This is a genomic window from Streptomyces longhuiensis (assembly GCF_020616555.1).
In the GTDB taxonomy this organism is placed as follows: Bacteria; Actinomycetota; Actinomycetes; order Streptomycetales; family Streptomycetaceae; genus Streptomyces; species Streptomyces longhuiensis.
In genome coordinates, this window is the sequence record NZ_CP085173.1 from 5,110,905 (window position 1) to 5,135,293 (window position 24,389).

Annotated in this window: 19 protein-coding genes; 5 read left to right on the top strand and 14 right to left on the bottom strand. The window is 73.1% G+C overall.

Going from position 1 to position 24,389, the window contains the following annotated elements; genetic code table 11:
• Positions 1-99 precede the first annotated feature (99 nt).
• Positions 100-1,041: an intradiol ring-cleavage dioxygenase gene (locus LGI35_RS23675; RefSeq protein ID WP_227296222.1), complete on the top strand. Its 942-nt coding sequence runs from the start codon at positions 100-102 to the stop codon at positions 1,039-1,041.
• Between the two features lie 82 nt (positions 1,042-1,123).
• Here the strand turns inward: LGI35_RS23675 and LGI35_RS23680 are convergent, their stop codons facing one another.
• The 4 genes from LGI35_RS23680 to LGI35_RS23695 form a co-directional block, all read right to left on the bottom strand.
• Positions 1,124-1,576: a hypothetical protein gene (locus tag LGI35_RS23680; RefSeq protein ID WP_227296224.1), complete on the bottom strand. Its 453-nt coding sequence runs from the start codon at positions 1,574-1,576 to the stop codon at positions 1,124-1,126.
• A 95-nt stretch (positions 1,577-1,671) separates the two neighbouring features.
• Positions 1,672-3,384, bottom strand: coding sequence for a methionine--tRNA ligase (gene metG / locus LGI35_RS23685; protein WP_227296226.1), 1,713 nt, complete (start codon positions 3,382-3,384; stop codon positions 1,672-1,674).
• A gap of 147 nt (positions 3,385-3,531) precedes the next feature.
• Positions 3,532-4,545, bottom strand: coding sequence for an alcohol dehydrogenase AdhP (adhP, locus tag LGI35_RS23690; protein WP_227296228.1), 1,014 nt, complete (start codon positions 4,543-4,545; stop codon positions 3,532-3,534).
• Positions 4,546-4,675: 130 nt separating this feature from the next.
• On the bottom strand, positions 4,676-6,559 hold the full coding sequence (locus LGI35_RS23695) for a VWA domain-containing protein (protein WP_227296230.1): 1,884 nt from the start codon (positions 6,557-6,559) through the stop codon (positions 4,676-4,678).
• Positions 6,560-6,786: 227 nt separating this feature from the next.
• Here LGI35_RS23695 and LGI35_RS23700 point away from each other — a divergent pair, with 227 nt between their 5' ends.
• The gene (locus LGI35_RS23700; protein ID WP_227296231.1) at positions 6,787-8,877 is read left to right on the top strand and encodes a PhoX family protein; all 2,091 of its coding nucleotides are present in this window, start codon (positions 6,787-6,789) and stop codon (positions 8,875-8,877) included.
• A 40-nt stretch (positions 8,878-8,917) separates the two neighbouring features.
• Here LGI35_RS23700 and LGI35_RS23705 read toward each other — a convergent pair whose 3' ends face one another.
• On the bottom strand, positions 8,918-9,859 hold the full coding sequence (locus LGI35_RS23705; RefSeq protein WP_227296233.1) for a LysR family transcriptional regulator: 942 nt from the start codon (positions 9,857-9,859) through the stop codon (positions 8,918-8,920).
• Positions 9,860-10,057: 198 nt separating this feature from the next.
• Between LGI35_RS23705 and snpA the strand changes: the two genes are divergently transcribed.
• Positions 10,058-10,723, top strand: coding sequence for a snapalysin (snpA, locus tag LGI35_RS23710; RefSeq protein ID WP_227296235.1), 666 nt, complete (start codon positions 10,058-10,060; stop codon positions 10,721-10,723).
• A 135-nt stretch (positions 10,724-10,858) separates the two neighbouring features.
• Here the strand turns inward: snpA and LGI35_RS23715 are convergent, their stop codons facing one another.
• From LGI35_RS23715 to LGI35_RS23755, 9 genes are all read right to left on the bottom strand, one after another.
• Positions 10,859-12,826, bottom strand: a complete 1,968-nt coding sequence (locus tag LGI35_RS23715) for an FUSC family protein (RefSeq protein WP_376221856.1) — start codon at positions 12,824-12,826, stop codon at positions 10,859-10,861.
• A 23-nt stretch (positions 12,827-12,849) separates the two neighbouring features.
• Positions 12,850-13,869, bottom strand: coding sequence for an endonuclease/exonuclease/phosphatase family protein (locus LGI35_RS23720; RefSeq protein ID WP_227296239.1), 1,020 nt, complete (start codon positions 13,867-13,869; stop codon positions 12,850-12,852).
• A 107-nt stretch (positions 13,870-13,976) separates the two neighbouring features.
• Positions 13,977-14,489 carry a DUF7144 family membrane protein gene (locus tag LGI35_RS23725; RefSeq protein WP_376221860.1) on the bottom strand — a complete coding sequence of 171 codons (513 nt, stop codon included), beginning with the start codon at positions 14,487-14,489 and terminating at the stop codon, positions 13,977-13,979.
• The gene (locus LGI35_RS23730; protein ID WP_227300461.1) at positions 14,486-15,394 is read right to left on the bottom strand and encodes a hypothetical protein; all 909 of its coding nucleotides are present in this window, start codon (positions 15,392-15,394) and stop codon (positions 14,486-14,488) included. The genes LGI35_RS23725 and LGI35_RS23730 overlap by 4 nt, the downstream gene beginning before the upstream one ends.
• Before the next feature lie 243 nt (positions 15,395-15,637).
• Positions 15,638-16,045, bottom strand: a complete 408-nt coding sequence (locus LGI35_RS23735; RefSeq protein ID WP_227296241.1) for a hypothetical protein — start codon at positions 16,043-16,045, stop codon at positions 15,638-15,640.
• Between the two features lie 77 nt (positions 16,046-16,122).
• Positions 16,123-17,805 carry an IclR family transcriptional regulator domain-containing protein gene (locus LGI35_RS23740; protein WP_227296243.1) on the bottom strand — a complete coding sequence of 561 codons (1,683 nt, stop codon included), beginning with the start codon at positions 17,803-17,805 and terminating at the stop codon, positions 16,123-16,125.
• An 87-nt stretch (positions 17,806-17,892) separates the two neighbouring features.
• Complete coding sequence (locus LGI35_RS23745) at positions 17,893-18,717, bottom strand: ParB/RepB/Spo0J family partition protein (protein WP_227296246.1); 825 nt, start codon at positions 18,715-18,717, stop codon at positions 17,893-17,895.
• The gene (locus tag LGI35_RS23750; RefSeq protein WP_227296249.1) at positions 18,717-19,580 is read right to left on the bottom strand and encodes a ParA family protein; all 864 of its coding nucleotides are present in this window, start codon (positions 19,578-19,580) and stop codon (positions 18,717-18,719) included. The genes LGI35_RS23745 and LGI35_RS23750 overlap by 1 nt, the downstream gene beginning before the upstream one ends.
• Positions 19,581-19,714: 134 nt before the next feature.
• Complete coding sequence (locus LGI35_RS23755) at positions 19,715-20,740, bottom strand: Lrp/AsnC family transcriptional regulator (protein ID WP_227296251.1); 1,026 nt, start codon at positions 20,738-20,740, stop codon at positions 19,715-19,717.
• A gap of 195 nt (positions 20,741-20,935) precedes the next feature.
• On the opposite strand from LGI35_RS23755, the gene LGI35_RS23760 reads away from it, so the two are divergent.
• Both LGI35_RS23760 and LGI35_RS23765 read left to right on the top strand, forming a co-directional pair.
• Positions 20,936-22,507 (top strand): amidase, encoded by a 1,572-nt coding sequence (locus tag LGI35_RS23760; RefSeq protein WP_227296252.1) that lies wholly within the window; start codon positions 20,936-20,938, stop codon positions 22,505-22,507.
• Between the two features lie 358 nt (positions 22,508-22,865).
• Positions 22,866-24,335, top strand: a complete 1,470-nt coding sequence (locus LGI35_RS23765; RefSeq protein WP_227296256.1) for an MFS transporter — start codon at positions 22,866-22,868, stop codon at positions 24,333-24,335.
• Positions 24,336-24,389: the final 54 nt, after the last annotated feature.

Sequence of the window (24,389 nt, forward strand, 5' to 3'; positions counted from 1 at the left end):
AAGGGGCCGGAACCGTTGATCGGTTCCGGCCCCTTCGCTGTGCGGACTCACAGCGCAACCCCATGTCCCTGACAGGTGGTGGTCCTAGCTTCGCTTTCCATGACAGAGACTCAGGGACCAGCGCACAAACGTGACATGACCCGCCGGAAGGTCATCCTCGCGGGCGGAGCCGCCGTGGCGGCCGTCGGCGTCGGGGGCTCCATCGCCGCCAACGCGTTCGCGGGGGAGACGGACGCCGCCGACAGGAAGTCCGAGGCGGAGTCCTGCTACCGGCTCATCTCGGAGACCACCGAAGGCCCGTACTACATCGACGCGGACAAGCTCCGCCGTGACATCACGGAGGACAAGGAGGGCATCCCGATGGTCCTCCGCCTCAAGGTGATCGACGCCGAGACCTGCAAGCCCGTGCGGAACGCGGCGGTCGACATCTGGCACTGCGACGCGCTCGGCATCTACTCCGGGTACGAGTCCCTCTCCACCGGTGGCGGTGGCGGCACGCCCCCGAGCGGCGCCCCGAGCGGAGCCCCGACCGACCAGCCGTCCGGCACCCCGACGGGCGCCCCGCCCGGGGGCGGCGGTGGCGGCGGGCACGAGGAGCCCACCGACGACGAGCGCTATCTGCGGGGCACCTGGAAGACGGACAAGCACGGCAGCGTCGAGTTCAGGACGATCTTCCCCGGCTGGTACCGGGGCCGTGCCGTGCACATCCACACCAAGGTCCATGTGGACGGCAAGTGGACCGACGCCGGCTACGAGGGCGGCCACACCTGCCACACCGGCCAGTTCTTCTTCGAGGAGGCCGCGGTCATCGCCTCCGGGAAGGTCGCGCCGTACTCGACGAGCACGACCGAGCGCACGACGCTCACCGAGGACACGATCTACGACCAGAGCGGGACGACGGGCGGTCTGCTGAAGCTGACGTACGGCAAGGGGCGCATCGCGAAGGGCGTCATCGGGTCGATCACGATGGCGGTGGCACCCGACGAGACGCACGACAGCACGGACACGCAGCCGGGCGCTTCCGCCTCGACGGCCTCCTGACGGGGCGCTTCCGCCTCGACGGCCTCCTGACGGGGCGCTTACGCCTCGACGGCCTCCTGACGGGCGCCGCTCCGGGCCGTGCTCAGGTGTCGTACCGGCCGTCCCACGGTTCGCCGAAGCCGAGGCGATCCGGGTAGAGCTCGGCCCAGCCGCCCTCGTCGTCGTCCTCGGCGATCAGGCCGAACAGCACGCGGTCCACGGCGAGCCGGAAGGGGCGGACGGCGATGTCGCCGTAGGCGCGGCCGGGCAGGGCTGCCAGGAGTTTGTCCAAGTGGGCGTGGGCCTGGGCGAGTTCGGCACCCTCGGCCCAGGTCCCCGCGCACCAGATCTCCGAGTCGCGGTACCTGCCCGAGGCGTCGAACGTGTGGAGCACCGCGTAGAGACGCTTGTGCTCCTCCCAGCCGTCGTCGGGGCGGTAGCCCTCCGGGAAGGCGTACGTCACCGAGGCCAGGAACTGGCCGTCCGCGTACCGGCCGATGGTGGCGGTGCGGTGGTCCGGCTCGTGGGCGATCGGGATGGTTGCGGGAACTGGCATGGCGAAACCCTAATCGCGGTCGTGGACATGCCAGTAGCGGGGTACGGGAAAGGGGTGCGGGGACAGGTCCCCGCACCCCTTTCCCCCGGAATGCGTTATTCCGCAGCGCCGCCGAAGCGCTCGCGGTAGGACTCCAGGTCCTCCTCGGTGATCTTCGCGAAGAGCACCGGCGGGACCGTGAAGGCCGTGCCCGCGGGGACCGTGTCCAGGGACTTGGCCTGCTCGGCGGTGACCCACGTGGCCGTGTCGTCGGCCAGCGCGAACGCGCCGCGCATCGCCTTCGACGAGGCCGGGATGAAGGGTTCGGACACGACCGCGTACAGGTGGATGAGGTTCATCGCCGTGCGCAGCGTGAGGGCCGCGGCCTCCGGGTCGGTCTTGATCTCCAGCCAGGGGGCCTTCTCCTCCAGGTAGGAGTTGCCCGCCGACCACAGGGCGCGCAGCGCGGACGCGGCCTTGCGGAACTGGAGGGCCTCCATCTGGGCCTCGTACTCGGCGAGCAGCCCGGCGATCTCCGTGCCCAGCTTCGCCTCCGCCTCGCCGGCCTCCTTGCCCGCGGGCACGTCGTCACCGAAGCGCTTGCGGGAGAAGGACAGGACGCGGTTCACGAAGTTGCCGAGGGTGTCGGCGAGGTCCTTGTTCACCGTGGCCGCGAAGTGCTCCCACGTGAACGAGGAGTCGTCGGACTCCGGCGCGTTGGCGATGAGGAAGTAGCGCCAGTAGTCGGCCGGGAGGATCTCCAGGGCGGCGTCCGTGAAGATGCCGCGCTTCTGCGACGTGGAGAACTTGCCGCCGTAGTACGTCAGCCAGTTGAAGGACTTGAGGTAGTCGACCTTCTTCCACGGCTCGCGCACGCCCATCTCCGTGGCGGGGAACATGACGCTGTGGAACGGGACGTTGTCCTTGGCCATGAACTGCGTGTACCGGACGTCGTCGGCCTTGTACCACCACGACTTCCAGTCGCGGTCCGCCGGGTTCTGGTCCGACCACTCCTTCGTCGAGCCGATGTACTCGATCGGGGCGTCGAACCAGACGTAGAAGACCTTGCCCTCGGCGGCCAGCTCCGGCCACGTGTCGGCCGGGACGGGGACGCCCCAGTCCAGGTCACGGGTGATCGCGCGGTCGTGCAGGCCCTCGGTCAGCCACTTGCGGGCGATGGAGGAGGCCAGCTGAGGCCACTCGCCCGCGGTCCGCGCGATCCACTCCTCGACCTCGACCTGCAGCTTCGACTGGAGCAGGAAGAGGTGCTTCGTCTCGCGGACCTCCAGGTCCGTGGAGCCGGAGATCGCCGAGCGCGGGTTGATCAGGTCCGTCGGGTCCAGGACGCGCGTGCAGTTCTCGCACTGGTCGCCGCGCGCCTTGTCGTAGCCGCAGTGCGGGCAGGTGCCCTCGACGTAGCGGTCCGGCAGGAAGCGGCCGTCGGCAGGCGAGTACACCTGACGGATCGCGCGCTCCTCGATGAAGCCGTTCTCGTTCAGCTTGCGCGCGAAGTGCTGCGTGAGCTCCGCGTTCTGCGCGGACGAGCTGCGGCCGAAGTGGTCGAAGGCCAGGCCGAAGCCGTCGTACACGGCCTTCTGCGCGTCGTGCGCCTTGCCGCAGAACTCGGCGACCGGCAGGCCCTGCTCCTTCGCGGCCAGCTCGGCGGGCGTGCCGTGCTCGTCGGTGGCGCAGATGTACAGGACGTCGTGGCCGCGCTGGCGGAGGTACCGGGAGTACACGTCCGCCGGGAGCATGGACCCCACCATGTTGCCCAGGTGCTTGATTCCGTTGATGTACGGAAGGGCGCTGGTGATGAGGTGTCGAGCCATCGGGGGCTGCTCCCAAGTCGCTGCGTGCGGTGACGGTGTACGTCAGTCGAATCAAAGAATCGTATCCGACACGGCGGGGCCGCCCCTCCCGGTATTTACGGGGTGGACGGCCCTGGGGGTGCGGTGCGGCCGGTGCGGCTGCGGTGCCTAGCGGAAGTCGAAGACCAGCCGGGCCGTGACCCGGCCCGCCAGGATGTCCTCGATCGCCTCGTTGACCTCCTTGAGCCTGCGCTGCTCACGGATGACGCGGGTACGGCCGAGGCGGTGCAGCTGGAAGACCTCGGCGAGGTCCTGCCGGGTGCCGACGATCGAACCGATCACGCTCTTGCCTTCGAGCACGTGCTCGAACACGGGTAGTTCCAGCTTGCCCCCGGCGGGCAGCGCGACCAGGACGAGCGTGCCGTGCCTGCGCAGGGAGCCGTACGCCACCCGGAGCGACGCGTTCGACACGGCGAGCCCGATCGCGACGTCGGCGCCGCCCAGCCCGCGCACCGCCTCGGCGACGTCCTGGGTGCGGGCGTCGATGACATGGTCGGCGCCCAGCTCGTGCGCGAGGCGCAGCTTGTCGTCGGTGACGTCCACGGCGACGGTCTCGGCACCCGCGATCCGCGCGTACTGGAGCGCGAGATGGCCGAGCCCGCCGATCCCGGAGATCAGGACGCGCTTGCCGGGGCCGGCGCCCGACACCTTCACGGCCTTGTACGTCGTCACTCCCGCGCAGGTCAGCGGGGCGGCGTCCAGGGGGTCGAGGCCGTCGGGGACCTTCACGACGTAGTCGCCGTGCGCGACGGCGTACTCGGAGAAGGAGCCGTCGACCGAGTAGCCGCTGTTGCGCTGCTTGAGGCAGAGCGTCTCCCAGCCGGACACGCAGTGGTCGCAGTGGCCGCAGGCCTCGCCCAGCCAGGCGATGGCGACGCGGTCGCCGACGTTGATGTGGCCGACCCGCTCGCCCAGGTCCTCGACGATCCCGATGCCCTCGTGGCCCGGGACGAACGGCGGGACCGGCTTGACGGGCCAGTCTCCGGCGGCGGCGTGGATGTCCGTGTGGCACAGCCCGCTCGCCTCCATCCGGACGAGGACCTGCTGCGCGGCCGGCCGCGGGATCACGCGGTGCTGGATCTCCAGGGGCCGGGTGAAGTCGGTGACTACGGCGGCCTTCATGGTGCGCGGTCCTTCCCTCGGTGCCGGAATTCCTCCAGCTTCTCCCGATTCGGGGGGAACGGCGCGGGGGGAACGGCCGCGCCCCCTGTTCCCGCCGGGGCGGGAACAGGGGGCGCGGATGGTGCGGGGGTCAGGCCTGCTGCGACTGAAGCCACTGCGGCAGGTCCGCGAGCAGCCCCTCGTACAGCTCGGCGTCCGTGAGCTCGCGGGGGGTGGGGCCCGCGTGGAAGAACGCGGCGTTGGGCGCCTTCAGCTTGCGCAGGTAGTCGAAGCCCTTGGCCTCGTGCTCGCCGAACGCGACGAACTGGAAGAACAGCGGGTGCCGGGCCGCGTCCGCGAGGGCCTGGTTGGCCGGGCCCTTCGCGTCCGGGGGGCCGTCCGTCTGGAAGACGACCAGGGCGGGCGTCTGCGACTGCGACTTCTCGTGGTGCGCCACGACCTCTTCGATCGCGCGGTGGTAGCTGGTACGGCCCATGTGGCCGAGCGACGCGTGCAGCTCGTCCACGCGGCCCTCGTGCCCGTCGAGGGTGAGCTCGCCGGTGCCGTCGATGTCGGTGGAGAAGAAGACGACGTGCACGGTCGCCTCGGGGTCGGTGTGCGCGGCCAGGGCGAGCACCTGTTCACCGAGCGCCTGCGCGGAGCCGTCCTTGTAATACGGACGCATCGAACCCGACCGGTCGAGCACGAGGTAGACGGTCGCCCGGACCCCGGCGAGCTCGTTCTTCTTGAGCACACTCCCGGCGGCCTTGTAGGCGGTGGCGAGCCCGGGGGCGCGCGACGTGACCCGGGCGAGGGGGAGGGCGGGGGCGGAGGCCTTGGTGCCGGCGTCGGCCTCCGGCTCGGGGGCCACCTCGACGACGGGCTCGGCCACGTCGGCCTGCGGCGCGGGCTCCGTGATGGGCTCGGCCACGTCGGCCTCGGCGGCGACGGGGGCCGCGACGGGCTCGGGGTCGGCGGCGACTTCGGGCTCCGACGCGGCGGCGACGGGCTCGGCGACCGGCTCGACGACGGCCGCGGGCGCAGGCTCGACGACGGCTTCCGGCTCGGGCTCAGCGGCGGGCGCAGGCTCGACGATGGCTTCCGGCTCGGGCTCAGCGGCGGGCTCGGGCTCGACCACGGCCTCGGGCTTCTCGGCGGCGGGCTCGACCACGGCCTCGACAAGGCTCGCCGACTCGGCCTCGACTTCGGGCTCCGTCTCGGCAAGGCTCGCCGACTCGGTCTTGACTTCCGGCTCGGCCTCGGCGACGGCTTCCGGCTCGGCCTCGGCGACGGCCTTGGGCGCTGCCTCGGCCTCCGTCTTCACCTCCGGCTCGGCGACGGGCTCTGCGGCAGCCTCCGTCTCCGCTTCCGCCGCGGGCTCGGCGACGGGCTCAGGGCTCTCGGCTGCCGGTTCCGCTTCGGGCTCGACGACGGCCTCGGCCTCGACGACAGTCGAGGGCTCCGGTTCGGTCTCGGCGACGGGCTCGTCGGCGGCCTCGGGGGACGCCTCCGCCTCCGTCTTCACCTCCGCCTCCGCCACCGGCTCGGCGACGGGCTCTGCGGCAGCCTCCGTCTTCACGTCCGGCTCGGCGACGGCCTCCGCCTCCGTCTTCACGTCCGGCTCGGCGACAGCCTCCGCCACCTGCTCGGCGTCCGCTGCCGCGGGCTCCGCGGGCTCCGCGGTCGGTTCCGCTTCCGCGTCTGCGGCGGCCCTCTCGTCCACCTCGTCCACCGGCGCGGACGGCTTCGGGACCTTGACGTTGTCGAACGCCGCGGCCACCAGGTCGTCCGCCTCGCGCCTCGACGGCGCGGGCGTCGGCTCGGTCGACGGTGCGGGCACCTTCGCCTTTGCCTTCGCCTCGGCGGGAGCGGCCTCGGGCGCCTTCGCCGACTCGGCGGGCGCAGCCTCCGGCAGGGTCGCCTCGCCGGCCGGTGCCGGGACCGTCGCCTCGGGTGCGGCCGTTGCCGCCTCGTCGCCCCGCGAGGACTTCCGCGGCCTTCCGAACGCGTTCCGCAGGAGATTCCGAATGCCCATGTGCGCAACCCTTCGCATGAGTTGGTTTCCGTAACCCCTGGCCAGGGCGGACACGTAAGGTTAGCCGCCACGTTCCGTGATCTTGGGCAGGGTCGCCCACCCGGGCGAAGGGCATGCAACTGCCGCACGCCCGGCACAGGTTCACCCCTCGTTCACCCACCGTCCCCCTCCGCGCTCGGCCGCGCCCCTAGCGTCACGCCCGAGTGACCGTAAAGGGGAGGAAAAGAGTGCGCAAAACGCTGCCGCTTATCGGCTCGCACAACGGGGGCCGTGCCGCGCTGACCTGCCGGTTCCGCTGTGGGGACGCCTGCTTTCAGGAGGTGCCCAACACCAGTTCCAACGAGTACGTCGGTGACGTCATCGCCGGTGCGCTGAGCCGCCGTTCGATGCTGCGCACGGCCGCGGTCGTGACTGTCGCCGCCGCGACGGCCGGCACGGTCGTGGGCTCGGGGGCCCCGCGGGCCGTCGCCGCCACGCCGTCGGGAGCGGCAACGGGCGTAGCGCACAAGGGCGACAAGGGGGCGCGCGGACTGCGGTTCACGCCCGTCGCGCCGAACACGGCGGACCGGGTCACCGTCCCGGAGGGCCACGCCCAGAACGTCGTCATCAGCTGGGGCCAGCCCATCCTGCGCGGAGCGCCCGCCTTCGACCCGGACAAGCAGTCCGCAAAGGCGCAGGCGGGACAGTTCGGTTACAACAACGACTTCCTGAGCCTCCTCCCCCTGCGCGGTGAGCACGGCCGCCAGGTCCTCGTCGCCAACCACGAGTACACGGACGAGATCCTGATGTTCAAGGGGTACGACCCCGAGAACCCGACGCGCGAGCAGGTGGAGACCGCCTGGGCGGCGCACGGGCTGTCGGTCGTCGTCGTGGAGGAGTCGCGGCGCAGCGGCAGGCTGTCGGCCGTCACGCGGCACCAGCTCAACCGCCGCCTCACCGCCACCAGCGAGTTCCGCCTCTCGGGCCCGGTCGCGGGCAGCGCGCTCGTGCGGACGAAGGCGGACCCGCGCGGCCGTACCGTCCTCGGCACGCTCAACAACTGCTCGGGCGGCACCACCCCGTGGGGCACGACGCTGCACGGCGAGGAGAACTTCAACCAGTACTTCGCGAATGCCGCGAAGGTGACCGACCCGGCCACGGCCGCCCGCCTCAAGCGCTACGGCGTGACCGGCGAGGCCTCCGAGCGCAAGTGGGAGCGGTTCGACGACCGCTTCGACCTGGCCAAGGAGCCGAACGAGGCGAACCGCTTCGGCTGGGTCGTCGAACTCGACCCGTACGACCCGGAGTCGACCCCGCGCAAGCGCACCGCGCTCGGCCGCTTCAAGCACGAGGCCGCGCAGCCGCGCCTCACCGACGACGGCCGCCCGGTCGTCTACATGGGCGACGACGAGAAGTTCGACTACTTCTACAAGTTCGTGAGCAGCAAGCGCGTCGCCAAGGGCCGCTCGCGCGCCGCGCACGAGCACAACCTGACGCTCCTGGACGAGGGCACCCTCTACGTCGCCCGGCTGACCGGCAACTCCCCGGCCGCCGAGATCGACGGTACGGGCAAGCTGCCCGTGGACGGCGAGTTCGACGGCGGCGGCGAGTGGCTGCCGCTCGCCACGGCGGGCCCGCACGGCGCGGTCTCGCACGTCGACGGCATGACGGCGGAGGAGGTGTACCTCTTCACGCGGTTCGCCGGGGACAAGGTCGGCGCCACCAAGATGGACCGGCCCGAGGACATCGAGCCGTCGCCGCACTCCGGCAAGGTCTACGTCGCGCTGACGAACAACTCGGACCGCGGCAAGGCCGGCAAGGCGCCCGTCGACGAGGCGAACCCGCGCAACCTCAACAAGCACGGGCAGATCCTGGAGCTGACCGAGCACCGGGGCCGCGCCGAGGCCACCACCTTCGGCTGGTCGCTCTTCCTCGTCGCGGGCGACCCGGACGACCCGGCGACGTACTTCGCGGGCTTCCCGAAGGACCGGGTCAGCCCGATCTCCTGCCCGGACAACGTGGCGTTCGACCCGCACGGCAACCTGTGGATCTCCACGGACGGCAACGCGCTCGGCACGCACGACGGCCTGTTCGGTGTCGCGACGCGGGGCGAGCGGCGCGGGGAGCTCAAGCAGTTCCTGACGATGCCGAACGGTGCCGAGACCTGCGGTCCGCTGGTCCAGGACCGCCGGGTCCTCGTCTCGGTGCAGCATCCGGGCGAGGTCGACGGCGCGTCCGTCGAGAAGCCGGCGAGCGCGTGGCCCGACGGGCCGGGGAGGATCGTCCGTCCGTCGGTGGTCTCCGTGTGGCGTGAGGACGGCCGCGACATCGGCGTCTGATCCGGCTCGGGTCGCTTCGGGTCGATTCAGGCCTCGGGCCTCAGGCCGATGCCGCGTCCGGCAGGCGCTCGCGATACGCGGGTGCCTGCCGGGCCGCTTCCCAGTAGGCGTCCTCCAAGTCCCCGTAGACCGCGTCCAGTTCGGCCTCCGTGCGGGCGGCGAGGACGAGGCGTACGCCGATCGGGTCGCCGTCGAGGGGTCGTATGGCCATGTCGGGGCGGCCCCGTGAGGTCGGCTGGCACAGGGCGACGACCTCGCCCGTGGCGACCAGGGACGCCGCCGTGAGGTAGTCGCCGTGCAGGATCCGGGGGTTGAGCCCGGCGGCCCGAAGGACCCGCAGGAGCCCGTGCCACTCGCCGTCCACGGTGGGGTCGACCATCCACCGGTCGTCCGCGAGGTCGGTGAGGCGCACGACGGGGCGGCGGGCGGCCGGATGGTCGGCGGCCAGGGACACGTACTGAGGTTCGCGTTCGACCAGGACGCGGCAGCGCAGACCCGGCGGGACGCGCAGCGGGCTGCCCTCGACCTCGTGGACGAACGCCACGTCGAGCTGTCCGTCGCCGACGAGCCGCAGGAGGGCGTTCGCGGAGACGTCCATGCGGAGCGCCGGCTCACCGCCGGGCGGGTGATCGCGCTGCCGCAGCCGTCGCAGCCAGCCCGGTATGGCCCGGCTCGCCGTGGAGCCGATCCGCAGTTGGGGGCCGCCCGCGGCGAGTGCGCCGGCCGCCCTGGTCTCCATGACGAGAGCGCGCATGCCGTCCACGAGCGGGCGGGCGCGGTTGAGGACGACGCGGCCCAGGGGGGTTGCGCGGCAGCCGGTGCGCTCCCGGGCGAAGAGCGCGCCGCCGAGTGTCTCCTCGATACGCCTGAGCTGGGTGGACAGGGACGGCTGGGTCATGCCGAGCAGCCGGGCCGCCTTGTGCAGGCTCCCGGTGTCGTCGATGGCGCACAGCGCGCGCAGGTGCCTCACCTCGAGCTCCATGGGCATCGAGCGTAAGGCGGTCACGGAGGTCGCACCAGACGTCCAAATGCGAACCGAAACGGGCGAGTTGGGCGGGTGATAGCTCCGTCCTATCGCCAATTGCCATCATCCCCAGGGGTCCCGTGCGCCACCACACTCTCCCTCGTACCGAACCGTTCACGTAACCCCCCACTCACGGAACGAGGAGGAGCCCCCCACATGAAGCTCTCCCTGCGCTACGCCTCGGTCGCGGCCGGCATCGGCATGGCCGTCGGCGCGCTCGCCACCGCGGCCCCCGCGTCCGCCGCCCCGGCCCCGGTCGTCGCCGGCTACACCTACTACGCGGGTTCGGCCGAGGAGGCCGCCGCCAACAAGGCGTTCTTCGAGGCCGTCCTGAAGTCGGTCGCACAGAAGCGCGCCGCGCACCCGCACGCCGCGTCGGTCACCGTCACGTACGACGCGTCGGGCGCCCCGTCCTTCGCGCAGCAGATAGCCAACAGCACGTCGATATGGAACTCCTCCGTGTCGAACGTGAAGCTCCAGGCGACGTCGGGCGGCGGCGACTTCTCCTACCGCGAGGGCAACGACCCGCGCGGCTCGTACGCGTCCACGGACGGGCACGGCAGCGGCTTCGTCTTCCTCGACTACGCGCAGAACCAGGAGTACGACTCCACCCGTGTGACCGCGCACGAGACCGGTCACGTCCTCGGGCTCCCCGACCACTACGAGGGGCCGTGCAGCGAGCTGATGTCGGGCGGCGGCCCGGGCACGTCCTGCACGAACCCGTACCCGGACGCGAACGAGAAGTCCCGCGTCGACCAGCTGTGGGCCAACGGCTTCGCGAAGGCCATGAAGTCGCTGGAGAAGTCCGCCAAGACCGGCTGACCCTCACCCGCTGACCAACGTCGGCTGACCGACGCCGGCTGACCCTCACCGTCTGACGTACCGGAGCCAACCCCCCCACACCGATGCGGGCCGTCCCCTCCCCGGGCCGGCCCGCATCCGCGTCTCGTGTCGGCGTCAGCGCGGTGAGGCGATGGCGCGGGCGGCCGCGACCTCCTGGCGTACGGGTTCCAGCACCCCGTCGCGGTCCGCCGCGCTGAAGTCGGCGCGCACCCCCTTCAGGACGTCTGAGGCGCGCAGCCCCTGCGCCAGCTCCCGCAGTTGCTCCGCGGCCTGCGCCACCTCGGCGGGTCCCGGCACCGGGGCCCCCTGCTTGACCCGGACCCGCGCCGCGGTCGTGGCGTCCACGATCCGTTCCACGGCGACGACGAGCGGCCACCAGGCGGCGGCGCGGCGGCCGGTGGGCGGCGGTTCGGTCAGGGCGCGCTGGAACTCCGAGCGGATGACGGACAGGTCGCGGAAGAGCCGGCGGCGCATCCGGGCGCGGGCGGCCGGGACGTCCGGGTCCGCGGACGCCCCGAACGCGCGCTCCACGTACGTCGCGGTGTCCGCGACGGCGTCGGCGAGCCGGTCCCCGATGCGGGTGTGCCAGCTCTCGGGCCACAGCAGATACCCGGCGACCAGCGCGATGGCGCAGCCCATGAGGCTGTCGAGGAGCCGCGGCAGGACGAGCCCGACGCCCTGGTGGTTGAGAGTGTCGGACAGCAGCAGGATGGCCGGCGTGATGGCGGCCGTCTGATAGCCGTAGCCGCGCGGGGTGAGCGCCGGGATGAGCGCGGCTAGGGCCATCAGCACGGGCACGTCCCACCACCCGCGGGGCACCACGGCGAGGACCATCGTGGCGAGTACGAGCCCGACCGCCGTGCCGAGCGCGCGCTGGACGGCCCGCGAGAACACCGAGCCGAAGTCGGGCTTGAGGACGAACGTGATGGTCAGCGCCACCCAGTAGGAGCGGGGGACCGGCACCGTCGAGACGAGGACCTGGGCGAGGCCGATGCACAGGGCCAGGCGCAGCCCGTAGCGCCAGGAGGTGCCGGACAGCAGGACGTTGCGCGCGGCGCGGACGGCGCGCACGCGCAGGACGGCGGGCCGGCCGATTCGGTCGGCGTCGCTGTCGTGGTGGGGGTCCGTCTTCTTGCTGGTGACGAGGTCGGCGGCGTGCCGCACCGCGTGGTCGACGGCGCGGGCGGCGGGTCCTTCGGGTGCGGGCAGGTCGAGGGGTCCCACGTCGGTGCTGCCGGTGTCGACCGCGTCGGCGAGGCGGCGTACGGCGTCGGGGACGGCGGCGGGGAGCGGCACCCCCTGCTGATGGGCGGCGGGCGCGGACTCGGCGATCGGGGTGAGCGCGTTCAACAGGGCGATCAGACGCACCAGTTCGGGGTTGCGGCCGTGGGCGAGGGCACGCCGGGCGAGGACGAGGTCGTAGGCCTGGTTGAGGGACTGGGTGACGGCGTAGCGGGTCTCGACGTAGTTCTCTGGGTCGGCCGCCGACGCGAGCAGGTTCGCGACGGAGCGGTACGTGGCGGCGACGGCCGCGCGTTCCGGCACCCCGGACCGCAGGGGCCAGGCGAGCAGCGCGAGCGCGAGGACGAGGAGTCCGCCGCCCGTCATCAGGAGCGGCGCGAGCCACCACTCGCCCGGCAGGGGCAGCCCGGCGCCGATCACGCAGTTGAGCAGGAGCAGCAGCCCGGACACGGAGGCGACCGCGCCGATCGTCGAGATCATCCCGGAGACCAGCGCCACGCCCGTGACGGCGGCGACGGCGACCCAGCCGTGCCCGAACACGAGCGCGCCGACCGTCACGCCGACCGCGCCGAAGAGCTGCGGCACCGCGATGTTGAGGATCCGCATCCGGTAGGCGTCGGCGGTGTCGCCGATGACGCCGGACAGGGCGCCCATGGAGGCGAGCGCCCCGTACGCGGGCCGCCCTGCGGCGAGCCCGATCGCGAGCGGCAGCGACAGCGCGAGGGCGGCCCGCGCGACGGCCGCCCAGGGGATCGGCGCGGGGTGCGGACGCAGGTTCCTGACCAGCCAGTCGGGTGGCGCGAGATGGCGGGCCGTGGACTCTGGGCGCATGCCGTCCATTGAACGCTACGGGGACCCGGCGCTCAGGACGGTGCCGGTCGGTACATCGTCAGGTCGACCAGGAGGGCGCGATGGTCGGTGTCGGCCAGCTCGACGAAGCGGGCGGTGAGCGGGGAGAACTCCTCGCTCACCAGCACGTGGTCGATCTGGGTGCCGAGCGGCGGGCGCAGGCGCGAGGGCCAGCTCGGGGCGCGGGACTTCCCGGTGAGGCCGGCGCTGTCGTGCAGGCCCGCGTCGAGGATGCGGCGGAACGCGGCGTGGTCCTGCGTGGCGTTGAAGTCCCCGGCCAGGATGGTCGGCTGCGAGCGCCCCGCGGCGGCGAAGTCGCGCAGTGCGCCCAGCTCGGAGCGCCACAGGCCGACCTGCCGGGGCAGCGGGGGCATCGGGTGCGCGAGCTGGACCCGCACGTCGTGGCCCTTCACATCGGCGACGGCACCTGGCATGCCCATGGTCCCCGGGACGCCCGCGGCGGCCTTGAGCGGATACCGGCTCAGAATCACCGACCCCTGCGAACCGCCCGCCTCCACGGCCTGCCGGTAGGGGAAGTCGGCGCGCGGCAGCTCACGGCGCAGGGTGTCCTGGCACCCGTAATCACACTCCTCGACGAACACCAGGCCGGGCCGCTCGCGGCGCACCGCGGCCACCAGCGACTCGGTACCGCGCCCGAACTGGACGTTCGAGGAGAGGACCCGCACCTCCGCGACGGGCGGCCCGCTCGCCGCGGCGTCCTTGGGGTTCTTGCCGTACGGCTCGATGTACCAGGCGAGGGCGCCCAGGACCGCGACGCCCCACACCATGCCGAGCCGCCGGCGCGCCAGCGCCGTGAGCAGCAGCGCGACGCCGGTGGGGGCGAGCAGCCAGGGCAGGAACGCCAGGAGCTGCGGGACGGGGGTGACCCCGTCCACGTCCGCGATCCGGCAGCCCACGACCGCGCTGACTCCGGCGAGGAGCAGGCCCGCGGCCCAGGCGGCCAGGGTGCGGCCCGGCCTGCGGTCCCGGTCGTCGGGGGAGAGGACCGGCGGTGGGCCGGGCGCTTGCGTCACATGCTCCAAGGCCCGGGCCCGCCTTCCGCTCGCTTCGACGCCTTCCGGCGCCGGATGCCGGCATCCTCCCTCGAAGACGGGCCGGCGCGGGGAACGGTTGCCCGGTCTCAGGCCCGGGCGGCGTGGTGCGAACCGTCGCTGACCAGCGCCCAGATGACGAAGACGCCGATGGCGATCGCGATGACCGACCAGAGGGGCTCGTAGGGCAGGAACATGAAGTACGCGATGATGTACAGCGCGGCGATGGCGACGCCGACGCCGCGCGCCCAGCCCTGGTCCTTGAGGACGCCGAAGCCGGTGACCGCGACGATGACGCCGATGATCAGGTGGATCCAGCCCCACGTGGTGAGGTTGAAGGCGTACGTGTAGGTGCCGATGTGGGCGTACACGTCGTCCTTGGCGATGCCGGCGATGCCGTTCAGGATGCCCAGGATGCCGCCGACCATCATCAGGACGCCGGCGAAGACCGTGCCGCCGGACGCCCAGCCGCTGCCCATGCCGTCGCCCCGGGTGGGGTCGGGCCCGGCGGAGCGGTGCTTGTCCGACCAGACTCCGTGACCGGGGTCGGGGCCCGGGCCGGGGCCGGTGGGCGGTGTCGGGGTGGTGGGGGTCTCGCTCATTCAGTCCTCCTCTGTGTCACTGGCATGCTCACCCCGGAAGCGGCGGGCCGCATTTCGGGAGGAGCCGGAGGGTGCGGTGCGGGACTGTGACGCAGGCGCCCCGACAGCCGGGCGCAGACGGCCACGGCGAGGGCCGTGCCGGCCGTCCACCAGGACGCGGTGCGCACCGACGAGCTGAGGGCGTCGTAGGCCGCGCCCGCCGCGGAGCGGTCCACGTCCGAGGGCAGGTTGTCGAGGGTCAGGGAGCGGCACATCGCGAGCGCGACGAGGAGCGCCGCCGCGGCCAGGGCCACGCCGAGCGCCGTCGCGGTGAGGGCCCGGCGCCGGCACCGGGCGAGCGCGAGCCCGGCGGCGGCGAGGACGAAGGCGGCGAACGGCAGCCACAGGCCCGCCTGTTGGAGCAGGTGCAGCGACTGGCGCAGCCGGTCGAGGTCGCGCGAGCTCATCACGGTGATCGTGGTGTGCGTGACGGGGATGCGGTCGGCGAAGGGCACGCCGTCGTGGCCGAGCTGCTGCCTGACCTGCCCGGTGACGGACGCGAGCTCGATGGTGACCGGGCCGTCGGTGCCGTCGTCGATGGCCTGCTGCACGGCGTCGTGCGCGGCCCGGTTCGCCGTGTTCCACGCGTTCTGGAAGGCGGGGGTACCGGTGAAGGACTCCACCGCGTCGTGCACGAACGCGTCGACCGCCGACTGGAGCGGCCCCGCGTCGAGTTGCCTCACGATGCCGTTCGTGACGGCGTCGGCGACCGCGCCCCGCACGGCCGGTTCCCCGGCGAGCGGGGCCATCGTCGCGACGTACCGGTCACTGTCCCCGACCTCGTACTTCGCCCATGCGGACAGCGTGCCGAGCGGCACGAGCAGGCAGGCCAGTGCCAGCAGGACGACGGACAGGGCTCTTCGCATCACCTTCCCAGGCAACGGGCGCGCGGCAGGGGGCGCCAGCGGGGCAGGGCAGATGGCGGGACCTGCGGTGGAGGGCTCGGCCGAACGGGTGTCACCCGGTGAGCGGGGAGGGGAGCCAGGAGGCCCCACGACGCAAGGAGTCCGAGCGGGTTCCCCTTCCGCTCGGACTCCGGGTTCGCGTTCTGTCTCAGGTACGGAGCAGGTAGGTCACCCACGCACGTGCCCCGTGGCCCCGATGGTCTGTCACTCGTGTGTGTAGTAGTGGTAGAACATCGCCGCGAACACACCGGCGGCGACCACCAGGGCCATGATCGTGGACCGCAGGACCGAGGCGTCGGTCAGGCTGTAGAGATAGCCGAACGCGATACCGGCCCACGCGGCCCAGGTGACGGCGCGCAGCTCACGCGGCAGCCGGAACGACGCCCGGTGGATCCCGAAGGTGACCACGGCGACGATGATGCCCGTGAGGAAGCCGAACAGGACGTTGCCCGTGGTGATGCCCGCGATGGTCGGGCCGGCATCGCGACGGATGCCCGAGGCCCAGATGCCGTAGACGATGCCGAGCAGGAGAGGGAGCGCCATCGAGAGCCTGGAGCCGGCCGCCATGGAGCGCAGGCCGGAGGTTCCCGAGGCGGGTGCCGCGTGAGCCATGACGGCTCCTTTCTGCCTTTCCCCCCGTCTTCCATTGACCTCCGTCGCCCTGCGATCCGCAACATTGCGGCCGGTCTCTATGCCGCGGGGATGCGGGCGAACCGCCCGGCGACGTGCAGATCGGCCTCGATGCGCGAGGACGCGGCGAGCAGCGCGGGAAGCACCTCGTCCGTGACCCGGGCCAGGTCGCGGCGGCTGCTGTGCGTGGCCACGTTCACCGCGGCGACGACCTGCCCGGCGAGGTCGCGCACCGGCACGGCGACGGAGCGCAGCCCTTCCTCCAGCTCCCCGTCCACGAGCGCGTGGCCCCGGTGCCGTACGTCGTCCAGGAGCGCGCCGAGCCGGTCGGCGCCGGTGACGGTGCGCGGGGTGAGCGGGGCCAGGTCGGCGCGGGCGAGGAACGCGGCACGCTCGGCCGGGGCGAGCCCCGCGAGCAGGACCCGCCCCATGGACGTGGCGAAGGCGGGGAAGCGGGTCCCGACCGAGATGTTCACGCTCATCACACGGCTCGTCGCGACGCGTGCCGTGTACCGGATGTCGTCGCCGTCGAGCACGGTCAGGGACACCGAGTCGTGCAGCTGGGCGGAGAGAGCCCGCATGTGGGGCGTGGCGATCTCGGCCAGCGTCAGGTGGGACAGGGGCGGGAAGCCGAGGGCGAGGACGCGGGGCGTGAGCCGGAAGCCCCGGCCGCGCGAGGCGACGTATCCGAGGTGCTCCAGGGTGATCAGTGCGCGGCGCGCGGTGGCCCGCGCCAGACCCGTCGCCGCGGCGATGTCGGTGAGGTTCAGCTCGGCCCGCCCGGGCCCGAAGACGGTCAGCACGGCGAGGCCGCGCGCCAGCGACTCGACGAAGTCCCGGCCGAGCCGCTGCTTGGCCTCGGCGGCCCACGCGGCGTCCGGTCCCGTCGCGTCCGGATCCGTCGGCGCGGGGGCGTCCGGCACGGGCCTTCGCAGCGCCTTCTCCATCTCCGTGACGGCGTTCCGAAGCCGCCCCAGCATCGCTTCGCGCAGCGACGCGGCGGTGTGCCGGCTGGTGTGGCTGACGACGCTGACCACGCACGCGACGTCACCCCCGGGGCCGCGCACGGGCACGGCGAGCGCGACGAGGCCGGGCTCGATGAGCTGGTCGTCGAGGGCCCAGCCCGCGGCTCCGGCGCGCGCCACGCGCTCCTCGAACGGCTCCTTCTCGGCCTCCTGAAGGGGCGGTACCGCGGGGAACGCGCGGTCCTCGGGATCCGCGGCCCGGCGCGCCCGCCACCTCTCCCACTGGTCCTCGTCCCACGCACCCGCGAACAGCGGTCCCGGCGCGGTGCGTTCGGCGGGCAGCAGATCGCCGATGCGGAAGCTCAGCGACATGGCGCGGCGCCGGGTCGCCTGGTGGATGAAGCGGATCCCGTCCCCGTCGGGGACCGCGAGGGAGACCGATTCGTCGAGCTCGTCCGCGAGCCGATCGGCGCGCGGGCCGAGCAGCGCGGGCAGCCGCAGAGCGCCCAGATAGGCGTTGCCCACGGCCATCAGCGGCGGCGCGAGCGTGGCGTCGCGCCCGTCGAGGCGCAGGCACCCCATGTGCGCGAGGGTCGCGCAGATCCGGTCGACCGTGGACCGGGCGAGGCCGGTCGCCCGCGCGAGCTCGCTCAGGCTCAGCGTGCCGCCGGCGTCGGTGAGCCCGCGCAGCACGTCGATGCCGCGCATCAGCGGCGCGACGGCCTCCGCGGGCGCCGCGACGCCGGGGTCGAGGGTGGGAACCGGTCCAGTGGACATGTGCGATGACTGCTCTCCGTGGCGCATTCTCAGGCAACGGTAGAGGAATCCCCCCGCCACCCGGCTCCCGGCCGCCCGCGGGCGCGCTCAGCGGGCGAGGAGTTCCAGGATCCGGTCGAGGGCCGCGGGGGCGAGATGGCGGCGGAGGGACTCGACGACCTCTTCCGGGGTGCCCCGGCTGTCGATTTTGATTACGCCGTAATCACGCCGGGCCTTCGGCACGGTCGGCGGGGGTGTGCCGGTGTCGCCGGGGAGCGTCTGCTCCTCCTGGGGGAGGCGGGCGATGCGGCGGGCGTCCTCGACCGAGACGCGTCCGTCGGCCAGCGCCTCCTGGAGGTCCTCGCGCAGCTTCATCAGGGACAGGCGCTGGGAGACGAAGCCCTGTGTCTTGCCGATCCGGGCGGCGACCTGGCGCTGCGAGTAGCCGTAGCTCTTGATGAGGCCCTGGATGGCCTGGGCCTGCTCCAGCTCGGTGAGGTCGTCGCGCTGGACGTTCTCGATCAGGGCGTCCTCGTCGGTGCGGGACGCGTCCTCGCGCACCAGGACGGGCACCTCGTCCAGGCCCGCCATCCGGGCCGCGGCGAGTCGCCGGTGGCCGTGCAGGACGACGTACGGGGCCCGGCCCACGGCCTCCTCGTGGTGCGGGTGCGCCGTGAGGAACACGGCGCGGGGGACCACCCCGAGCGCCTGGAGCACCCCGCGCTCGCGCACCGTCTCGGCGAGCCCGTCCAGGTCGCGCAGCTCGTGTCGCGGGTTGTCGGGGTTCTCGGCGAGGTCGGCGAGCGCGACGGTGACGGGGTGCGCGGCGTCGCGAGCGACGGGCCGGGTGCCTTCGCCGGCCGCTTCCGGGGCCGTGGCCGGGGCCGCGGCCCCGGAGGACAGCAGGGAGGACAGATCGGTACGGCGCCCCATCAGACGTTCACCTTCTTGGCGTTCCTGGCGTTCTTGGCGTTCCCGACGCTCTTGGCCTTGGTGTTCTTCGCCGTCGCGGCCTGCGCGTCCTGCTTCTGCGCGTTCTTCCCCGCAGGCGTACGGGTGCCGCTCGCGGAGCGTTTGGCGGGGGCCGGGATCGCGGCGAGGCCCACCTCCAGGGCGAGGCGGAAGAAGTCCTCGCGGGCCTGGAGCGCGACCCGGTTCGCGCCGTACTGGGTCACGACGAGGCCGTCCGCGGAGGCGCGCGTGTGCAGCTTGTAGTGGCGTACGACCGTGCGGGCCAGCGGCCAGTCCTGGGCCTCGACGAAGGCGCGCGTCTGCTCCAGGTCGGCCTTGCCGTCGCGCGGGTCCCAGTTGTTGATGACCACGCGGTAGGGCAGGCCGCGCGGCTTCACGACGCGCTCGATGGTGCGCTGCGTGGGCTGGAAGCCGAGCGGCTCGGGCTCGATCGGCACGATCACGTCGTGGGCGTTGGACAGGACGGCGCGCAGCGCGTCCGCGGCGGCGCCCTTGCCGAGCGGGTCCTCGCCGGCGGACTCGGCGAGGTCGAGCCAGCCCGGGGTGTCGACGAAGACGTGCTGGGCGGAGGGGATGCGGGAGAGCGCGGCGAGCCCGGCAAGGTCGTCGTGGGCCTGCACGAAGTCGAAGGGGAGGCCGTCGCCGACGCGCTCCGACCACCACACGGCGGAGCCCTGCGGGTCGATGGAGACGGCGACGACGGGCGGCTGCCCGCCCTCGGTCCCCGCGCCGAGCACGTCCGCCGTCACGGCGGCGAGGTTGACGGCGAGCGTGGACTTTCCCACGCCGCCCTTCTGATTGAGGATCACGTGCACGTGGGCCATGCTCACCACACTCCCTGGGAGACCGGCGTAACGCACTAAAATTATGAAACGCGCGAAACGGGTGATTCTGTACCAGGTCACTGTGGCAGTGCGGGCGGGGCGAGCGGAGCGAACACGCCGTGGACGGCGGGTGGTTACGCCCAGACATCCACCTGCTCGTACCCCACGGCCCGCCCCTCGGCGTCCAGGAGCCGCCCCATCAGCTTCACCGCGCGCAGGGCGACGGCCCGGTCGGCGATGCGCAGGTGGGGGAGTTTCCCGGCGAGTTTGACCTCCAGGAGCTGTGCGTCGAGCAGGGACGCGACCCAGACCGTGGCGATCAGGTTCTGTGGCCCCGCGGTCCCCACGCAGAGCCGGATCTCCGGGAGCTTCGCCAACTCCCGTGCGGTGGAGTCGAGATGCTCGGGCGGGACGGACCCGAAGAAGGTGACCGATACGGGGGAGCCGGACAGGGAGCGGGCCAGGTCGCAGCGCAGGACGAGGCGGCCCGAGTCGAGGAGCCGGCCCAGGCGCCGGCTCGCGGTGTTGACGCTGACGCCGAGGCGCGCGGCGAGTTCCCCGACGGGTAGGCGCCCGTCCTCGCCGAGCGCGGTCACCAGGGCGCGGTGGTCCGCCAGGTACGGGGCGGCGCCGCCCGCGGAGCGGCGGGACGCGGCGAGGGCCTCCTGCTGGGTGCGGGTGAGGCTGCGCAGACGCCAGATGCTGCCCTCGGTGTAGCTGCGGGTGATGAGGTGCGCGCGCGACGACGTGACGCCGGGCACGGCGCCCAGCGTGTCGACGATGTACGCGGACAGGGCGCTGAAGTCGGGTGTCATGACGGTGACGAGGAGGTCGCGGCCGCCCGCCGTGTGCTCGACGGTGACGACCTTCGGGTCGGCGGACAGGGCGGCGGCGACGGCCGCGTCCTGGCCGGGCGCGCAGTCGACCTCGACGAGTGCGCCGCCGCCGACGTCGTACGCGTACGCGGTGACCCAGGCGAGGCCCGCCGAGCGCAGCCGCTCCCAGCGCCGGGCGACGGTGGCCGCGTCCACGTCGAGGGCGGCGGCGAGCTTGGTCCAAGGGGCCCGGGGGTCGATCTGCAGGGCGTTGACCAGGGCGAGGTCGAGCTCGTCGAGATGCCCGGGGGTGCGGGCGGAGGTACGGGTGGGTGTTTCGGCCATGCGGGGTCGGCTCCTTCTCCACGGCGCGGGCGGCCTGGCGATGGTGTGACACAGAACTGCATTCGATCTACGCATGTGCCACAGAAACGCAATTCTGCCGGTCTGGATGGCGTCTGAATAGCATCGCCCCATCGATCGGAACCAGCCACGCCGAGACGTCGGAGGTGTCACCGCATGGAACGTCGCATGCCCCATATGGAACAATCGTTCGAAACTTTGAGTGGTGCGGTGCACGCCCTGCGCACCGGCGCCGCCGGCAGCCGTGAGCTCGTCACCGCGGCGCTCGCCGACGCCGACGCGCTCGACCCGCTGCTCGGCGTCTTCGTCACCCGCTTCCCCGAGCAGGCCCTCGCCGCGGCGCGGGAGGCGGACGCGCTGCCGGCCGGTGAGCGTGGTCCCCTGCACGGCGTGCCCCTGGCCGTGAAGGACAACTTCGCCGCCGCCGAGGGCCCGGTCACCGCGCAGAGCCCGGCCCACGACCCCGGTCTGTGGCGCGGGCTCGACGCCCTTGCCGTGACGCGCCTGCGCTCGGCGGGAGCCGTCGTCATCGGCAAGACGACCATGGCCGAGTACGCGATGGGCCGCCCCGACCCGGCGCACTCCTTCCCCGTGCCGCGCAACCCGTGGGACGTGGAGCGCTGGACCGGCGGCTCCAGCACGGGCAACGGCGCCGGGATCGCCGCGGGGATCTTCCTCGGCGCGCTCGGCACGGACACCTCCGGCAGCGTGCGGCTGCCCGCCGCCCTGTGCGGCGCGACGGGCCTCAAGCCCACCCAAGGCCTCGTCCCCCTCGACCGCTGCCTCCCGCTCAGCCCGTCGCAGGACGTGGCGGGCCCGATGGGGGTCTCCGCCGCCGACTGCGGCCTGCTGCTGTCCGCGCTGACCGGACGCTCATACGTACCTGGCGAGACCGGCGAGACCGGCGAGATCGGCGAGTCCGGCGTACGGGGGCTGCGCATCGGTGTCCCGTACGGCCTCGTGGACGCGCCCGGAGTCACCGGCGCCTGCCGTTCCGCCTTCGTCGAAGCGCTCCGCGTGCTCGCCGAACTGGGGGCGGAGACAAGGGAGTTCGAGCTCCCCGAGTTCCCGTCGCTGCTCGCCGTCAACGCGACCGTCATGCTCGGCGAGGCCTTCGCCGCCCACGGGGCGCGGCTCGCCGCGCGCTGGGAGCTGCACGGGCGGGCCTTCCGCCGCCTCGCCGCGGCCGGTGCCGCGCTCGGACCGGGGCTCGTCGACCGGGCCCGCCTCACCGGAAAGGCGCTCACCGCCGGTCTCCTGGAGCGAATGGACGGCCCCGGCGGCGTGGACGTCATCGCGACGCCGACCTGGCCGGCCGGCGCCCGCCCCTACCACCAGGAGGTGGCGCCCGGCGACGAGCTGAACCTCACCGCGCCCTGGAACGCGACCGGATTCCCCGCGCTCGCGCTGCCCATGGGTGCGGACGAGGCGGGCCTGCCCCTGTCGCTCCAGCTCGTGGCCCGCCCGTACGCCGAGCGCACGCTGCTCGGGGCGGGCGCGGCCTACCAGCGGGCGACCGCCTGGCACCTGCGCCGCGCGACCCCCGACCCGGCCACCCGCCCCCGCCCCCTGCCGGAACCGCCTCCCGCCGAGGGAGCGCGGGAGACGGCCGACGACCTCGTGACCGCCGCGCTCACCGCCGCGGGACTCACCCCCGACCCCGCGGACCTGACGGCGGTACGGGCCACGGCGCACGCCCTCCTCAAGTCCGCCCACGAACTGGCCCAGGCCCACCCCGAGCCCGTCTGACCCACCCGCGAACTGGCCCGGGCCTGCCCCGAGCCCGTCTGATCCGCCCACGAACTGGCCCAGGCCCACCCCGAGCCCGTCTGACCCACCCGCGAACTGGCCCGGGCCTGCCCCGAGCCCGTCTGATCCGCCCACGAGTTGGCCCGGGCCTGCCCCGAGCCCGTCTGACCCGCCCACGAATTGGCCCAGGCCCACCCCGAGCCCGCCTGGCCCGCCCCGGTGGCCCCAACTTCCCATGCCGCCCAGCACGTTCACCCGCTCCACCCATTCCCGACAGCAAGGCAGACACCCCCCCCCACGCCCCGCCCGAACGCCCCGTCCCCGCCGCCCGTGTGCGGCCGTTCACCCTGGAGAACCCATGTCGCGTGTCAAGGCCGGTCACGGCCCCGCAGCGCCCGGTCCCGGCGGCGCCCGCGTCGCCGCGGTCGTCGGTTTCCTGGTCTTCGTCGAGCTCATCAGCGGCATCCTCCAGGGCATGATGCCGACCCTGTTGCCGGGGCTCGGCGCCGATCTGAAGATCACCGCCGGTGACCTGAACTGGGTCAGCAGCGCACAGCTCCTCGCGGCCGCCATCTCCGTGCCGATCTTCGGCCGGCTCGGCGACCTGTACGGTCACCGCCGCCTCCTGCGCATCGCCGCGCTGTGCCTCGCCGTGGGCTCCGTACTCGTCGCCTGGTCGCCGTCGTTCGAGCTGTTGCTGCTCGGCCGCGTCCTGCAGGGGCCGCTCGCCGCGCTGCTCCCGCTGGAGATGGGACTGGTCCGCGACCGGCTCAGCCCGGAGGGCGCGCGTGGCGCGATCGGTCTCCTCGTCGGCGCGCTCACCTTCGGCGCGAGCGCGGGAACGGTCCTGGCCGGCCTGCTCAGCGAGGTCGTCACGAGCGTCCACGGCGTCCTGTGGATCCCGGCCGCCGCGACCGTGCTCTGCGTCGGCATCGTCTTCCTCCTCGTCCCCGAGTCGAGCACCCGCGCCCGCGGCACCGTCGACTGGGCGGGCGCCGGGCTGCTCAGCGTGGGCCTCGCCGCCCTGCTGCTCGCCATCTCGCAGGGCCCGCGCTGGGGCTGGACCGGCGGCGGCACGCTCGGCCTGTTCGCCGTCGCCGCGCTCGTCCTCGTCGTGTGGGTCCTCGTCGAACTCCGCGTGGCGCACCCCGTCGTGGACATCCGCCTCACCGTGAAGCGCACCCTGCTGCCGGTGTACGGGGCGAGCTTCCTGCTCGGCGCCGCGCTGTTCGGCTCGCAGACCGCCGCGTCCCTGTTCCTGTCCAGCCCGCTGGAGAAGCTCGGCTACGGCTTCGGCTACGGGACCCTCGGCATCGGCTGGATGATGGCGCCCTGGGGCCTGATGGCCTTCGCGGGCTCGGCGACCGTGCCCCGGCTCGCCCGGGCGATCGGGGCGCGTGCCGTCCTCGCCCTGAGCGGCGCGTTCATGGCGGCCGGCTATACGGTGCTGGTCCTCGCGCACGCCGAGCCGTGGCAGTTCGTCGCCGCGAACCTCGTCCTCGGCTTCGGCATCGGGCTCGCCCTGGCCGCCATGCCCGCCCTGGTCCTGGACGCCAGCCCCGCCGACCGCACCGGCATCGCGACCGGTGTCTACAACACCTCCAAGACCCTCGGCGGCAGCGTCTCCGGCGCCGTGTTCGCCGCGATCCTCACGGCGATCACCTTCAAGGGCACCGAGCTACCGACCGAGTCCGCCTACACGACCGTGTGGTGGTGCTGCGCCGGGGTCTCGCTGCTCGTCGCCGCCTCGGCCGCCCTGGTCGTACGGGCCCGGCAGACCCCCGCCGACACGGACGCCGCACCGCGGCAGCCGGCCCCGGTCTCCTGACGGCCACCCGCCCGCGTACCCACCGCAACACCCCTTCTCCACCCGCATCACGGA

What these genes read in the sequence shown, in the direction of transcription:
- LGI35_RS23675 (WP_227296222.1), top strand. Translation starts at nt 100, where the DNA reads ATGACAGAGACTCAGGGACCAGCGCACAAACGTGACATGACCCGCCGG.
- LGI35_RS23680 (WP_227296224.1), bottom strand. Translation starts at nt 1,576, where the DNA reads ATGCCAGTTCCCGCAACCATCCCGATCGCCCACGAGCCGGACCACCGC.
- metG (WP_227296226.1), bottom strand. Translation starts at nt 3,384, where the DNA reads ATGGCTCGACACCTCATCACCAGCGCCCTTCCGTACATCAACGGAATC.
- adhP (WP_227296228.1), bottom strand. Translation starts at nt 4,545, where the DNA reads ATGAAGGCCGCCGTAGTCACCGACTTCACCCGGCCCCTGGAGATCCAG.
- LGI35_RS23695 (WP_227296230.1), bottom strand. Translation starts at nt 6,559, where the DNA reads ATGGGCATTCGGAATCTCCTGCGGAACGCGTTCGGAAGGCCGCGGAAG.
- LGI35_RS23705 (WP_227296233.1), bottom strand. Translation starts at nt 9,859, where the DNA reads ATGGAGCTCGAGGTGAGGCACCTGCGCGCGCTGTGCGCCATCGACGAC.
- snpA (WP_227296235.1), top strand. Translation starts at nt 10,058, where the DNA reads ATGAAGCTCTCCCTGCGCTACGCCTCGGTCGCGGCCGGCATCGGCATG.
- LGI35_RS23715 (WP_376221856.1), bottom strand. Translation starts at nt 12,826, where the DNA reads ATGGACGGCATGCGCCCAGAGTCCACGGCCCGCCATCTCGCGCCACCC.
- LGI35_RS23725 (WP_376221860.1), bottom strand. Translation starts at nt 14,489, where the DNA reads ATGAGCGAGACCCCCACCACCCCGACACCGCCCACCGGCCCCGGCCCG.
- LGI35_RS23730 (WP_227300461.1), bottom strand. Translation starts at nt 15,394, where the DNA reads ATGCGAAGAGCCCTGTCCGTCGTCCTGCTGGCACTGGCCTGCCTGCTC.
- LGI35_RS23735 (WP_227296241.1), bottom strand. Translation starts at nt 16,045, where the DNA reads ATGGCTCACGCGGCACCCGCCTCGGGAACCTCCGGCCTGCGCTCCATG.
- LGI35_RS23740 (WP_227296243.1), bottom strand. Translation starts at nt 17,805, where the DNA reads ATGTCCACTGGACCGGTTCCCACCCTCGACCCCGGCGTCGCGGCGCCC.
- LGI35_RS23745 (WP_227296246.1), bottom strand. Translation starts at nt 18,717, where the DNA reads ATGGGGCGCCGTACCGATCTGTCCTCCCTGCTGTCCTCCGGGGCCGCG.
- LGI35_RS23750 (WP_227296249.1), bottom strand. Translation starts at nt 19,580, where the DNA reads ATGGCCCACGTGCACGTGATCCTCAATCAGAAGGGCGGCGTGGGAAAG.
- LGI35_RS23755 (WP_227296251.1), bottom strand. Translation starts at nt 20,740, where the DNA reads ATGGCCGAAACACCCACCCGTACCTCCGCCCGCACCCCCGGGCATCTC.
- LGI35_RS23760 (WP_227296252.1), top strand. Translation starts at nt 20,936, where the DNA reads ATGGAACAATCGTTCGAAACTTTGAGTGGTGCGGTGCACGCCCTGCGC.
- LGI35_RS23765 (WP_227296256.1), top strand. Translation starts at nt 22,866, where the DNA reads ATGTCGCGTGTCAAGGCCGGTCACGGCCCCGCAGCGCCCGGTCCCGGC.